16 protein-coding genes are annotated in these 13,857 nt (G+C 38.1%); 12 read left to right on the top strand and 4 right to left on the bottom strand.

What is annotated here, in order from left to right; all coding sequences use genetic code 11:
* Positions 1–181 precede the first annotated feature (181 nt).
* The 4 genes from MWU56_RS04325 to serA all read left to right on the top strand — a co-directional run bounded on the left by MWU56_RS04325 (position 182) and on the right by serA (position 4,392).
* Positions 182–715, top strand: a complete 534-nt coding sequence (locus tag MWU56_RS04325; RefSeq protein WP_247042591.1) for a hypothetical protein — start codon at positions 182–184, stop codon at positions 713–715.
* Between the two features lie 229 nt (positions 716–944).
* Positions 945–1,496 (top strand): PepSY-associated TM helix domain-containing protein, encoded by a 552-nt coding sequence (locus MWU56_RS04320; RefSeq protein ID WP_247042589.1) that lies wholly within the window; start codon positions 945–947, stop codon positions 1,494–1,496.
* A gap of 264 nt (positions 1,497–1,760) precedes the next feature.
* The gene (locus MWU56_RS04315) at positions 1,761–2,213 is read left to right on the top strand and encodes a methyltransferase family protein (RefSeq protein WP_247042588.1); all 453 of its coding nucleotides are present in this window, start codon (positions 1,761–1,763) and stop codon (positions 2,211–2,213) included.
* A gap of 286 nt (positions 2,214–2,499) precedes the next feature.
* Positions 2,500–4,392, top strand: coding sequence for a phosphoglycerate dehydrogenase (serA, locus tag MWU56_RS04310; protein ID WP_247043701.1), 1,893 nt, complete (start codon positions 2,500–2,502; stop codon positions 4,390–4,392).
* Here serA and rlmH read toward each other — a convergent pair whose 3' ends face one another.
* Complete coding sequence (gene rlmH, locus MWU56_RS04305) at positions 4,393–4,866, bottom strand: 23S rRNA (pseudouridine(1915)-N(3))-methyltransferase RlmH (protein WP_247043700.1); 474 nt, start codon at positions 4,864–4,866, stop codon at positions 4,393–4,395.
* A 93-nt stretch (positions 4,867–4,959) separates the two neighbouring features.
* Here rlmH and nadC point away from each other — a divergent pair, with 93 nt between their 5' ends.
* The 4 genes from nadC to priA are packed head-to-tail and all read left to right on the top strand — an operon-like array spanning position 4,960 to position 9,682.
* The gene (nadC, locus tag MWU56_RS04300) at positions 4,960–5,817 is read left to right on the top strand and encodes a carboxylating nicotinate-nucleotide diphosphorylase (protein ID WP_247042587.1); all 858 of its coding nucleotides are present in this window, start codon (positions 4,960–4,962) and stop codon (positions 5,815–5,817) included.
* The gene (locus tag MWU56_RS04295; RefSeq protein ID WP_247042586.1) at positions 5,818–6,798 is read left to right on the top strand and encodes a YihY/virulence factor BrkB family protein; all 981 of its coding nucleotides are present in this window, start codon (positions 5,818–5,820) and stop codon (positions 6,796–6,798) included.
* Positions 6,773–7,222 (top strand): DUF2147 domain-containing protein, encoded by a 450-nt coding sequence (locus MWU56_RS04290; protein WP_247042585.1) that lies wholly within the window; start codon positions 6,773–6,775, stop codon positions 7,220–7,222. Before MWU56_RS04295 ends, MWU56_RS04290 begins: the two co-directional genes overlap by 26 nt.
* A 3-nt stretch (positions 7,223–7,225) precedes the next feature.
* Positions 7,226–9,682 (top strand): primosomal protein N', encoded by a 2,457-nt coding sequence (gene priA / locus MWU56_RS04285; protein WP_247042584.1) that lies wholly within the window; start codon positions 7,226–7,228, stop codon positions 9,680–9,682.
* Here priA and MWU56_RS04280 read toward each other — a convergent pair whose 3' ends face one another.
* Entirely contained in the window at positions 9,683–10,375 is a 693-nt protein-coding gene (locus MWU56_RS04280; RefSeq protein WP_247042583.1) for a LytR/AlgR family response regulator transcription factor, read from the bottom strand. It lies immediately after the preceding gene.
* A gap of 236 nt (positions 10,376–10,611) precedes the next feature.
* Here MWU56_RS04280 and rpsF point away from each other — a divergent pair, with 236 nt between their 5' ends.
* From rpsF to rplI, 3 genes are read left to right on the top strand one after another with little or no spacing between them, the layout of a single operon-like run.
* The gene (rpsF, locus tag MWU56_RS04275; protein ID WP_247042582.1) at positions 10,612–10,950 is read left to right on the top strand and encodes a 30S ribosomal protein S6; all 339 of its coding nucleotides are present in this window, start codon (positions 10,612–10,614) and stop codon (positions 10,948–10,950) included.
* Between the two features lie 4 nt (positions 10,951–10,954).
* The gene (gene rpsR / locus MWU56_RS04270) at positions 10,955–11,251 is read left to right on the top strand and encodes a 30S ribosomal protein S18 (RefSeq protein ID WP_014031368.1); all 297 of its coding nucleotides are present in this window, start codon (positions 10,955–10,957) and stop codon (positions 11,249–11,251) included.
* A 13-nt stretch (positions 11,252–11,264) separates the two neighbouring features.
* Positions 11,265–11,717, top strand: a complete 453-nt coding sequence (gene rplI / locus MWU56_RS04265; RefSeq protein WP_247042580.1) for a 50S ribosomal protein L9 — start codon at positions 11,265–11,267, stop codon at positions 11,715–11,717.
* Between the two features lie 73 nt (positions 11,718–11,790).
* Here rplI and MWU56_RS04260 read toward each other — a convergent pair whose 3' ends face one another.
* Complete coding sequence (locus tag MWU56_RS04260) at positions 11,791–12,258, bottom strand: DUF4168 domain-containing protein (RefSeq protein ID WP_247042578.1); 468 nt, start codon at positions 12,256–12,258, stop codon at positions 11,791–11,793.
* Positions 12,259–12,442: 184 nt separating this feature from the next.
* Here MWU56_RS04260 and MWU56_RS04255 point away from each other — a divergent pair, with 184 nt between their 5' ends.
* Positions 12,443–12,919 (top strand): DUF6495 family protein, encoded by a 477-nt coding sequence (locus MWU56_RS04255; RefSeq protein WP_247042577.1) that lies wholly within the window; start codon positions 12,443–12,445, stop codon positions 12,917–12,919.
* 197 nt (positions 12,920–13,116) lie between these two features.
* Here MWU56_RS04255 and MWU56_RS04250 read toward each other — a convergent pair whose 3' ends face one another.
* Positions 13,117–13,707, bottom strand: coding sequence for a collagen-like protein (locus MWU56_RS04250; protein ID WP_247042576.1), 591 nt, complete (start codon positions 13,705–13,707; stop codon positions 13,117–13,119).
* Positions 13,708–13,857 lie beyond the last annotated feature (150 nt).

Below are 13,857 nucleotides of genomic sequence, written 5' to 3'. Positions count from 1 at the left end.
AGCGTTATAGTATTTTGAAAACCTTGTTGAAGAGACAAAATATGACCTTTTATTTATTATTTAGCTAATGCCTATTGTATAATCCCCCTTTGTATCTTTACTGAGGGGGATTTGCTTTTATCAAGAATGATATGTTCTTGGTGTTAAAAGATGCCCCAACAAAAACAACAACGCAGTAAGCTTGAAGAGAACATACACTGCTATACTTTTATTATTTTCCCTCATAGCTCCTATTGGGGGTAGTTTTCTATTGCTCCATTTCCAAAAGCAACACCTACGCAAAGAAATCAGAAAAACAATCAATCAAGCAGTTGAGGAAGGTGAGTTTGTTGTGCTGGAATTCACAATGGAGCAAATCAAGACGGAACTTCGTTGGGAGCATTCCATGGAATTTGAATACAAAGGGCAGATGTATGATGTTATTGAAAAAGAAAACAAGGGTGGTTATATGGTACTCAAGTGTTGGTGGGATAAAGAGGAAACCGCACTGAACCAAGAAATGGACGAGTTACTTGCTAGGGCATTGGGTGCCGACCCGCTCCGCAAGGACAAACATACCAGACTGTTCGATTTTTTTAAGAAACTATTTTATCAACATCATAAACCTGACGTGGGCCAAGAGGAATTTTACCGTAAACTACTTTTCGCTCAGTGCCAGGAATGTTTTGATAGTTTATTCTTCAAACCCCTATTTCCCCCTCCCCGTATCTGCTGATTGTCCTTTCACTGATTTAAGTCCGTCATACATGTATTACGGACATACATTATATACAACCAATTCAAAAAAATCCAATGGAACACATTTTTGTGTTTCCAGTTTGGGCTCATAATTATGTTCTCTTTCTAAACTGTATTGGGATTTGATTGGTAAACAAATAAAACTTCAAACTTTTTGGCTTATTACAGGACCTTCTTGAGCTCTTGTGATGGGTCATATGATAAATATGAACAGAAAAAAACAAGCTTCTATTTTAAGAAGTACAAGAAACATACATAGAAAGACAGGGATTCTACTCTTTTTCTTTTTTATAATAGTTGGAATGACGGGAGCCTTTTTAGGCTGGAAAAAACATGTCGATGTGTTGCAATATCCCACAAAAAAAGGAATTTCTCAAAATGCACATGAATGGTTGTCCATGGATTCAATTATGACCATTTCGACCTCCGAAATCCAGGCTTGGAAGGGACCGGAATATTCATCTGAAATTGATAAAATTGATGTGCGTCCGGATAAAGGAATTGTAAAGATTATTTATAAAGAGCATTATTATAGCCTACAATTGGATGCTACCTCGGGTAAAGTGCTATCACATGAATATAGAGCTTCAGATCTTATGGAGCATTTACATGATGGAGCAATTGTAGACCGGCTTTTTGGGATTCCGGGCGAAATGTTCAAATTGGTTTATTCCTCCATTTTAGGCATTGCGCTGGTTGTTTTTTCAATTACTGGATTTTGGCTTTGGTACGGACCAAAAAGAATGAAGAGAAAATGATGATTCTTTAAATATTATCACTAGTGTGCAAAAAACGGTCATGGTATACCACTCGAAACGGGAAAAAGTGAGCATGATAAAATCACAAATAAGTGATTGATCCAGATTTGATTATTGCTAAAATTAAGGTGGTTCAATTTTTCCTTTTTTAGTGGTTCCAATTATCCGTCCCATCCAGGCTCAATGACCCTTTCCAAGGAAAACCATCTTTTAGTCAGACACTAATGATTCAAAAATAGTAATTTCGAGTTTTAAGCCGTCTTTATGAAAGTAAAAGTACCACCAGTTTTAGTAATGTTGATTTTTGGAGGGTTGATGTATATTTTAGATCGATTTCTGCCGGTAGGGGAGTTCGATTTTTTCGGAAGAAATGAACTGGCTGGGATACTTTTTGGCCTTGGCATATTGATTGGAGCCATATCGGTAATACAATTCTTATCGAACAAAACCACATTAGATCCATTGCATCCTCAAAAAACGACAAAATTAATAACCAAAGGCGTTTATAATTACAGCCGAAACCCAATGTATTTGGGACTTCTATTGGTTTTGCTAGCGTTGGGATTAATGCTGGGCAATGCTTTTAACACGCTCATAGCAGCTGGTTTTGTGTCGTATATGAACAAATTTCAGATTAAACCTGAAGAAGCGATGCTTTTGGAAAAGTTTGGAAAGGAGTACAGTATTTATTGTAAGTTGACCAGACGTTGGTTTTAATGGGTGGAATTCACCCTAATTATTGGTTTTAACATGCTAAATCCCATAGCTACCACCAGACACCTTATGGTTTCTGCTCATATTTTACATTTAGTACTGTTATTTGGAAATTCATAGACGGAAATGATTCGTGTATGATTGCAAAAAGATCGGTTTTAGGTGGCATTTGAAACAAATTGTAATGGATTTTTGATTTATCCGTAAATGTGTAACGTTTTTTAAAAGTTACGATTCCAAGGATGGAATTAATGTTTAATTTTATGCCTTAATTTTTTTGAAGCGAATCATGGTGGAAACAGGACGCAAATATGTGTTCGATTTTGATAGCACGCTTACAAGGGTGGAAGCGTTGGATGTTTTAGCGGAAATGACCCTGCAGAACAATCCAAAAAGAGATGAAATTGTAAGCGAAATCCAAAACATCACCAATTTGGGGATTGACGGGGATATTTCATTTACTGAATCCTTGGAACGTAGAATTAAGTTGTTGAGTGCCAACAAAAGTGATTTGGATGATCTAGTGGTCGAACTTCGTCAAAAAATATCCAAATCAATCGAGGCGAACAAAGACTTCTTTCATGAGTTCTCAGATCATATCTATGTGATTTCCTGTGGCTTCAAGGAATTTATTGATCCAATTGTTGAAGAGTACAACATTCCTTCTGAGCGCGTTTATGCCAACACATTTAAGTTTGATGAGGACGGAAATATAAATGGTTTTGACGAGACGAATGTACTGGCCACACATAATGGGAAAATAGAATGTTTAAAAAATTTGGACTTGGAAGGCGAAGTCCAAGTTATTGGCGACGGTTATAGCGATTATGTAATGCGCGAGGCCGGTATAGCCCATAAATTTTTTGCCTACACTGAAAATGTGCATCGTGAAAAAGCTACAGATAATGCTGACCACGTAGCACCAAACCTAGATGAATTTTTATTTGTGAACGATTTACCAAGAAACTTATCATATCCAAAGAACAGAATTAAAATCCTATTACTGGAAAATGTGCACCCTGCAGCTTTCAAAAATCTTTCCGAGGAAGGATTTTCCGTAGAGTTGATAAAGACAAGCCTTTCCGAGGAGGAACTTATAGAACGTATAAAAGGAGTTCACGTACTGGGGATACGCTCCAAAACGCAGGTAACCCAGAAAGTGTTGGATGCCGCTGATAAATTATTGGTGGTAGGGGCGTTTTGCATTGGAACCACCCAGATAGATTTAGAATATAGTAAAAATAAAGGAGTGGTTGTTTTCAATGCTCCATATAGCAACACACGTTCCGTTGTTGAGCTGGCTATTGGACAGATAATTATGCTGATGCGTAGTATTTTCCCCAGAAGTACAGAAATCCATAAAGGAGAATGGAACAAAACCGCCATTGGATCACAAGAAGTGCGAGGTAAAAATCTTGGAATCGTGGGTTATGGCAATATCGGTAAACAGATGTCTGTATTGGCAGAAGCTATGGGGATGAAAGTGTATTATTATGATGTAAATGACCAATTAGCTCTTGGAAATGCAGTAAAATGCGATACTTTGGAAAATTTGCTCAATGTTTCCGATGTAGTCACTCTGCATGTGGATGATAATAAATCCAATAAAAACTTTATCGGAGACCGTGAAATCAACCAGATGAAAGATGGTGCCAAACTCATTAACCTTTCCAGAGGATTTGTAGTCGATATTGACGCCTTGGCCAGTGCCCTTAAAAGTGGAAAATTGGGAGGTGCCGCTATAGATGTATATCCTTCTGAACCACGAAGCAACGGAGGTTTTGAAACGCCTTTGCAAGGTCTGTCCAACGTTATCCTAACGCCACATATTGGTGGGAGTACGGAGGAAGCACAACGGGACATTGCCGATTTTGTTCCCAATAAAATCATGGACTATATCAATTCTGGAAACACGGTCGATGCCGTTAATTTCCCAAATATTAGGTTGCCCAAACAAAACAAGGCACATAGATTTTTGCATATTCATAGAAATGTTCCTGGCATCATGGCAAAGATTAATGAGGTGTTGGCGCAATATGGCCTTAATATTTCAGGGCAATTTCTTTCTACCGATAGTGAGGTGGGCTATGTAATCACTGATTTGGACAAGGAATACAATAAGGATGTGATCAAGGCTCTCAAGAAAATCGAGAATACCATTAAGTTTAGGGTGCTTTATTAATTATTGGTGATGATAGGGTTCATTTCTTAGAATGGTATATCCGCGATAAATCTGCTCCACAATAAATAAGCGGACCATCTGGTGGGAAAAGGTCATTTTGGAGAGACTTATTTTTCCAGAACTTTTGGCATAAACAGCATCGCTAAAACCGTAAGGGCCACCAATGGCCAGAACCAGATTTTTTGTACCACCGTTCATCTTTTTTTGGAGGAACTGTGCAAAATCGACCGAGGTATATTGTTTTCCTTTTTCATCCAACAGTATAAGTGTATCGGTAGGCTTTAATTGTGCCAAGATCAATTCACCTTCTTTATCTTTTTGTTGGGCTTCGGAAAGATTTTTACTATTTTTTATATCGGGAACAATTACCATCCGAAACTTGATATAATGCTTTAGCCGCTTTTCGTAAACGGTTATAAGTTCTTCAAGTTCAGACTTATCGGTTTTTCCAATTGCAATCAAAGTAATTTGCATGCCCAAAAATAATCGATTCCATGTAAAATTAAGCATGTACAAGGCATGGACTTGGAACAATGTTTTTACTATTTTCGTTAAAACCACAATTGGATGATATCCGAAGAAAAATTTATAAACGAACTGGATTTGATTATTGCCAACGCTGTTAGGGAAGATGTTGGTGATGGTGACCATAGCTCCTTGGCCTGCATTCCAGCAGAAGCACAGGGAAAGGCAAAACTCCTCGTAAAGGACGAGGGTATTATTGCTGGTGTAGATTTTGCCAAAAAGGTGTTTAACTACGTTGACCCAGATTTGAAAATTGAAACTTTATTGGAAGATGGAGTTTCGGTAAAATACGGTGACATTGTTTTTTATGTGGAAGGAAGTTCGCAAAGTATCTTAAAAGCAGAACGATTAGTGCTCAATGCTATGCAACGAATGAGTGCTATTGCCACTAAAACACAAAGCTTTGTATCCATTTTGGATGGTACCGATACCAAGATATTGGATACACGAAAGACCACTCCCGGCATTAGGGCCCTTGAAAAATGGGCCGTAAAAATTGGGGGCGGTGAAAATCATAGATTTGCGTTGTACGATATGGTCATGTTGAAAGACAATCATATTGATTTTGCAGGCGGGATTACCAAAGCCATCCAAAAAACCCAGGAATATCTAAAAGAAAAGAAAAAAGACCTTAAGATTATTGTTGAAGCCAGGGATTTGAATGAAGTTGACGAAATTTTGAAATCAGATGGGGTATACCGTATCTTACTGGATAATTTTGATTACGAACAAACCCGCGAAGCTGTGAATAGAATAGGCGATAAGTGTCTCACCGAATCTTCTGGAGGAATTACGGAGGACACAATAAGAAAATATGCCGAATGTGGTGTGGACTATATCTCATCTGGAGCATTGACACACTCTGTTTATAATATGGACCTAAGTTTAAAAGCCGTTTAAATGTCCGTAGCCATAGAAGAGCAGTTGGAGAAAATACCCGTGGTCAATTGGATTGTACGGTTATTGAAAAAAATTAAGCTAAAAGCTTTTGAAGGACTCTCTTTTTATGATTTGATCGAAATGTATTTGGTGGGAATTGTGAAAGGCACCTTGTCTTCTAGAGCCAGCTCCATTGCCTTCAGTATTTTTTTAGCCTTGTTCCCTTTACTTATTTTTTTGGTCACCATGATTCCATTTATAATTCCATACGTAAGTGTGGGCAATGAGAATTTTGATGCCCAATTTTTGGATTTTCTGGAGTCTTTCCTTCCATCGGCAACAAGTGATTATTTTGGAGAGATCTATCAGCAGATCAAAGACCAAAAACAAGGAGGGTTGCTGTCCTCTGCTTTTATTCTGTCCATTTTTCTGATGGCCAATGGTGTGAATGCTATTTTTGGTGGATTTGAAAATTCCTATCATGTAGAGCTGACCCGTAATTTTTTTCGTCAGTATGCTTACGCGCTCATGGTTGGACTGGTGCTTTCCGTTTTATTGATCGTCGGTGCGGTCTTCTTTGTCTATTTTGAATTTTATATAGTGGAATATACCAGTGAATATTTGGGAAAAACATTAGGGTATGATGTGGAGAAAGGTGATACCGTAGGAATACAGATAGCCAAAGTGTTATTTTTCCTTTGTCTGTCTTATCTCACTACAGCTATATTATACTATTTTGGAACAGCAGAAGGCAGACAGGTGCGTTTTTTTTCCGCAGGAGCACTTATGACCACCCTATTATTTTTATTGACCTCATATCTTTTCGGAATCTATGTTGAGAAGTTTGCTCGATATAATGAACTTTATGGAGCATTGGGAGGATTATTGATTTTAATGGTGTTTATTTGGTTAAATTCCAATATATTATTATTGGGTTTTGAATTGAATGCAACACTAAATTCATTAAAAAAAAGACATGAAAGACAGAAAAATAGGCTATAAATGGATATATATAATATGTTTTCTGTTGTGTCAGATGACTTGGTCACAAAGCGTTTTTGGCAAGTGGAAAACAATCGATGACCGCAATGGAATCACCAAGGCCATAATCGAAATTTATAAAGAAGGAGATTTAATGCACGCCAAGGTTGTCAAAATATTAGAAGAAGGCAAAAAAGATGCCCTGTGCACAAAATGTAAAGGAGACCTGAAGGATAAGCCCATTCTTGGAATGAAGATCATGGAAGATTTTGAAAAAAACAGTAAAGGCATCTATAAAGGTGATAGACTTTTTGATCCCGAGCAAGCAATGACTTTTAAAGGAAGAGTTTGGCTTGATGAGGAAAACGAGGATCGACTAAAAGTAAGAGGCTATTTGGCATTTTTGTACAGGACCCAAACATGGCACAGGGTAGTAGAGAATTAACGTATGGACTATTTTTTGGATGTTGTTCTTCCCATTCCTTTGGAAAAATTGTTCACGTATAAAATCTCACAAGCAGAAGCTGATTTTATACAGGAAGGCATGCGGGTTGCCGTACCTTTTGGAAAATCCAAGATCTACACAGGACTAGCTTACCGAGTGCATCAAAATGCACCTCAAGCTTATGAATCCAAGGAAATTTATCAAATACTGGATGAAACTCCGGTTGTGACCCAAATACAGTTGAAACACTGGGAATGGGTGGCCAAGTACTATATGTGCACATTGGGGGAAGTCGTAAGAAGTGCACTGCCCAGTGCGTTTATGTTGGAGAGTGAAACCCTGATTTTACCAAATAAAGAATCTGACATAGAGGATAAGATGTTGACCGATGATGAGTTTTTGGTACATGAAGCACTTCAGCATCAAACAGCATTGAAAATTTCCGAGGTCAGCGATATTGTCGACAAAAAAAATGTATTAAAACTGATTAATACATTGGTCAGTAAAGGTGTTGTGCTTCAAAAAGAGGAACTGTACGAGCAGTACAAGCCAAAATTGGTACGTTACGTAAAACTATCAATACAGTATGAAGATGAAGAAAAACTTGCACACCTTCTCAATGAGTTAACAAGAGCGCCCAAACAAAGTCAGGTAGTGCTATCCTTATTTCAGTTGAAAACCAAGGGCACCAAGCCCATACCCATTTCGGAACTGGAAAAGCAGAGTGGTGGTTCACGAGCTGTAATAAAGGCGCTGATCGATAAAAATATTTTAGAAGAATACCATATTCGTAAAGACAGGGTGCAGTTTGATCAACGGTCAGATGAATCCAAAGATATCGCCTTGAATGAGTATCAGAAAAAAGCTTTGGAGGATATCAATAGCGGTTTTAATGAAGAGAAACCGGTATTGTTGCACGGGGTAACATCTTCAGGAAAGACCGAGGTGTATGTAAAATTGATTCAAAAGTGCCTGGACGAAGGCAAACAGGCCCTTTATCTATTGCCAGAAATAGCTTTAACGTCTCAATTGATCAATAGGTTGAGACGCTATTTTGGCCATCGGGTTTCTGTATATCATTCAAAATACAGCATACATGAAAGAGTAGAGGTTTGGAACAATCTTCTAAAAAATGCAGAAAAAGCCCAAATAGTTATCGGTGCACGATCATCACTCTTTCTTCCATTTACAAATTTGGGTTTGGTGGTCGTAGATGAGGAGCACGAGAGTTCTTTTAAACAATTTGACCCCGCTCCTCGCTATCATGCAAGAGACGCAGCCGTGGTTTTGGCATCCTTGCACAAGGCAAATATTGTTTTGGGTTCTGCTACGCCAAGTATAGAAAGCATGTACAATGCCAGGGCAAATAAATATGGTTATGCCTCCATAGCCCATAGATTTGGTGATGTTTTGATGCCCGATATTAATTTGGTGGATATAAAAGAAGCTACCCGTAAACGTAGAATGAAAGGACATTTTTCTGAAATTCTAATAAAGGCCATTGCCGAAGCATTGGAGGAGGGGGAGCAAATCATTCTTTTTCAGAACAGACGAGGATTTGCACCCGTAGTGGAATGCACCACTTGTGGGCATGTGGCCCAATGTCCGAATTGCGACGTTAGTTTAACCTATCATCAACATAGAAATCAGCTGCGTTGCCATTATTGCGGCTATCATATGGCCCTGCAACAAGCTTGTTTGGCCTGTGGCAGCCCTACTTTGGACAATAAAGGTTTTGGTACGGAACAGATTCAGCAAGAATTGGGACAATTGTTCCCAAATGTTCCCGTGGGACGAATGGATTTGGATACGACACGGGGAAAGTACGCCTATGAGAAAATAATATCATCTTTTGAAAACCAAGAAATGGATATTTTGGTGGGTACTCAAATGGTGACAAAAGGGCTCGATTTTAGAAATGTAAGCTTGGTAGGGATTATGAATGCGGATTCCATGCTCAATTTCCCGGATTACCGGGCCCATGAACGGAGTTTCCAAATGTTGACCCAAGTCGCAGGCAGGGCAGGAAGAACCCAAAAACGAGGTAAGGTGCTTGTGCAGACCTACAATCCATATCATCAAATATTGCAGCAGGTTACCACCAACAATTATGATAAAATGTTCGAGGAGCAGTTCTATGAAAGGGAACAGTTCAAGTACCCGCCTTTAGTAAGACTGATAAAAATAACCTTGAAGGATAAAGATTTCAATAAATTGAACGAAGCTTCGGAATGGTTGGCCAGTTCGTTGCGTAATGTTCTCGGGACGAACATTCTGGGGCCGGAGTACCCACCTGTGGCGAGAATTCGTAGGGATTACCTAAAAAACATAATGATCAAAATTCCCCGCAAACAACCCTTGGCCCAAACAAAAAATAGCATTAAAAGAATTGAAAATTCTTTTAATGCTATTTCAAAGTATAAAAGTATACGATTGGTCTATAATGTAGACCACATATAACTATACGTTGGCCAGCGCTTCTGCAAGCTCGGTCTTTTTATTTCTACTCAATGGAATCTGTCTGCCTCCAACTTCAACATTCTTGCTGTTGAATTTTTCAATCTTTTCCAGATTCACAATATAAGATTTGTGGATACGTAAAAACTTATCAGCAGGTAACTGCTTTTCGAAAGATTTCATGGTTGAAAGAATTACAATATTGGCTTCATCTGTAACCAATTTTATGTAATCTCCCAATGCCTCGATCCATTTAATGTCGTTTAGGATAACCTTACGTTTTTTAAGGTTGCTCTTTACAAAAATGTGTTCTTCATCTTCGTCGACCCTGTTCATTTGCTCGTATTTGGCAACAGCTCTCTTTACGGAGGCTTCAAAACGTGCCAAAGTGATGGGTTTGTGCAAATAATCGGTTACATCGTAATCAAACGCTTTAAGCGCGTAATCAGGTTTTCCCGTGATCAGAATAACCTGTGGTGGGTTCTCTAAAGCCTCTAAAAGGTCAAATCCACTTATTATCGGCATTTCAACATCTAAAAAAATCAAATCGATTTCGTGGTTTTTCAGGCCGTTCTTAGCTTCAATTGCATTGCTGTACTCCGCAACCAAAGCAAGATGTGGATGATTGTTGACCAACTTTGCAACAGCCATGCGTTGCATCGAGGAGTCGTCTACAATTATACTTTTTAATTTCATAGAATGGGGTGATTTGTAGGGTTTTAAATCATCGGCAAATTACATAAAAAAGACGTCTAACTGCAACAAAAGATGTAAACATGGTCTATTTTGTTGTGTAAATTACCATATGTGTTATTTAGGTTTATTGGGTTCGTCATTGTTGATAACTCTTGTACTTTAACGAAGTTTTTTTAGTTTTCTTGCAGGGTGAAAGAAATATTGTTAATTTTGCGCTCCTTTAAAAATATATTATAATGAACCATTACGAAACTGTTTTCATTTTGAATCCCGTTCTGTCTGAAACGCAGATAGAGGAAACAGTCAAGAAATTTGAAGATTTCTTGATTAAGAATGGTGCCAAAATGGTCTCCAAAGAAAATTGGGGACTTAAAAAATTGGCCTATCCCATTCAGCACAAGAAAAGTGGGTTTTACCACTTGTTCGAATTCCAAGCTCCAGGTGAGGCCATTGGTCCCTATGAGTTGGAATTTAGAAGAGATGAGCGCATTATGCGTTTTTTAACCGTTAAATTGGACAAGCATGCAATTGCTTGGGCGGAAAGAAGAAGAGACAAACTAAAAGCAAAGGCATAAGGGTATGGCATCTATTGAGCAACAAGCAAAATCAAAAAAAGATGGGGAAATCAGATATTTGACCCCACTTAACATTGAGACCAGCAAGCAAAAGAAGTATTGTAGGTTCAAGAAATCAGGTATCAAGTACATTGATTACAAAGACCCGGATTTCTTGATGAAATTGGTGAACGAGCAAGGTAAATTGCTTCCAAGAAGACTTACAGGTACTTCCTTGAAATACCAAAGAAAAGTGGCACAGGCCGTAAAACGAGCCCGTCACCTAGCGTTAATGCCGTATGTTGGCGATATGTTGAAATAAAAAACACCAAAGAATGGAACTTATTCTAAAAGAAGATGTACAGGATTTGGGATTTAAGGATGATATCGTTTCCGTAAAGAACGGTTACGGCAGAAACTTCCTAATCCCACAAGGTTTGGCCGATTTGGCTACGCCTTCTGCCAAAAAAGTGTTGGCAGAAAACCTTAAGCAAAGAGCTCACAAGGAGAAAAAGGTTGTTGATGAGGCTACAAAGATTGCCGATGCATTGAAGCAGTTGGAAATCAGAATAACCGCTAAAGTTGGTGCAGGTGACAAATTGTTTGGATCTGTTACCAATATCGACCTTGCGAGTGCTTTGGATAAAGAAGGACACCAAATAGATAGAAAATTCATCAATATTAAAGGTGGAGCTATCAAACGAGTGGGACCTTACGAAGCAATTATTAGATTACACAGGGAGGTTATCGTTGATTTCCCATTTGAAGTGGTTGCGGAAGCAAAATAAACTTCAGACACTTTGTTATATAAAAAAATCCCGAACCATTGGCTCGGGATTTTTTATTTGTAGTATATACTTTTTATTGCGGTTGCTCTTCCAATATGGCTCTTAAGCGACCTTGAAGCTCTGTATCACTTTGCAAAGCCATCGCTATGGTTTGGTATCTTTCTATACTCATACCTTCATTGCTGATTATTTCTTCAATTTTCTCGGTAAAGCCAACTTGCATTTGTTGTATTTCGCCCATAACCTTTCCAAAACGATCTTTTTCCTCATCACTGGCATCAACTGTTTGTTCTGCGGATGCAGAGGCTTGGTAAAGTTCATTGAACCTATTGGCATCAAATCCGCTTTCCTCAACCTTTTGCATTACTTGTTGTTGAGCTTCCATATTCACTTTTTGGATACCTTGGAACGCAGAGGCAATTTTATTCAGTTCGGCATTGGTGACCTCCATCTGCTCTTGCGCATTGACTTGCGAAAAAGCACTTGCGCCCATGGCTGCTATGCAGACTACTAAAGTTTTAATAGATTTTAAAAATCTCATTCTATATGTGTTTTATTAAAAATGTTAGGTTCCGAAACTACAATAAATAAAAGCGCTTGCCAAAAATCAGTGAAATTATGGGTGTTAATCTAAACTTAAAAAAAGTGTATGGAATTTAAGTATTTGATGTTTTTCTTGACCTTTAAAAGTCGTTGTTTTGAACAGCCTTTTATATTTTTGCAATATGAAATACAAACGACTGACCAAGGAACAATTGGAGGAACTTCATCCTGAATTTATCAACTTTTTGGCAACGCAATCCATTACAGCCGAAGAGTGGAGTGCCTTAAAACAGGAAAAACCTGATGTTGCCGAAGATGAAATAGATGTTTTTTGTGATTTGATATGGGAAGGGGTGTTGAGCAAAGTGGAGTATTTGGAGAATATTTCCGAACGCCATATGCATTTGTTCCATGCAGCAGAAAAGGAAATGAAACTCCTTTCAGTGCAAGTAAAGAATCCGGAAATTGACCTAAGGACCGAAGTGGGGTTCGGTTGGTTCAAACGGAATTTTCAATCCGATTTTGTGGAATACCTTACCGCTTCAAAGGCTTATGGTGATGATAAGAACGTAGACAAGTTCGAAATTATAAAACAAGGAGGGGTAATCACTAAAGGAGAATTGTATCAATGGTTTGAGCAGATTGTTAACACTGATTAGAGATTATTAAATTAAAACCCAACTGTTTGTCATTCGGTAAGAGGGAAACGATTGAAGAATGAATTGAATACGGGGTGAGTCAGATTTCTTTTGTCTTACATACAAGATATTGCAAAAGAAAATATTACGGGATTATCAATGAGTTTGATAATCCCGCATGCAATTAAGGTGCTTAAATAAAATTACAGAAGCCTATTTTATTCCAATCCATAGTATTGCATTACCTCATGGTAATTTGCAATATCTATTCCTACGCTTTTTAGGTCCTGAGCAACTGAATTTTTACCAGCCATGGCATCTGGGTTTACTTCAACCATGGTAATATGTAAAATAACAGTGTAATCATTTGGTATTTGCGGCCATAATCCATCAGTACCATCAGCATTGTAAAACCGAAGAGCCAAAAGTTCTTCAGTATATTCAATGCCGAAATTCAGATTTAAAGTTTGTAACCTTCCAGGCAGAAGCACATAGAAATGTGTGTCAACTCCATTAAAGAATTCCATATGAGCGATCAATGAATTGTTTTGCAAGGCCACCGCTGTAAACTCAGGCACATTAAACTCAATAGAACTCTCTCCTGCAGGCAATAAACTAAGGTCCCACTCGAGTTTCTTTACATTGGCATTCCCTTCTTGTCCGACCTCCCCTTGAGGTCCTTTTTCACCCTGAATCCCTTGTTCTCCTTGTTTTCCTTTAATACCTTGTTCGCCATCTTCACCGGAACAGGAAATGATTAAAGAGCTAATAATCATGCAGGTAAAAAATAAAACTTTTGAAGTTTTCATAATATAGGGTTTAACAGTTAAGCCACAAATAGAGTACTTATATTCTACATTTGTTTTGGTCAATTAATGAATGCGCATTTTGAGTTGATGTATGGTTTATATTAATTCATGTGTATTATTGACTTTGTGTTTTTTCTAGTCTATTCTCAC

This window comes from Allomuricauda sp. F6463D (assembly GCF_023015965.1).
GTDB lineage: Bacteria > Bacteroidota > Bacteroidia > Flavobacteriales > Flavobacteriaceae > Flagellimonas.
The sequence above is the reverse complement of the archived record's forward strand: the minus strand, read 5'-3'. Positions and strand labels throughout refer to the sequence as shown.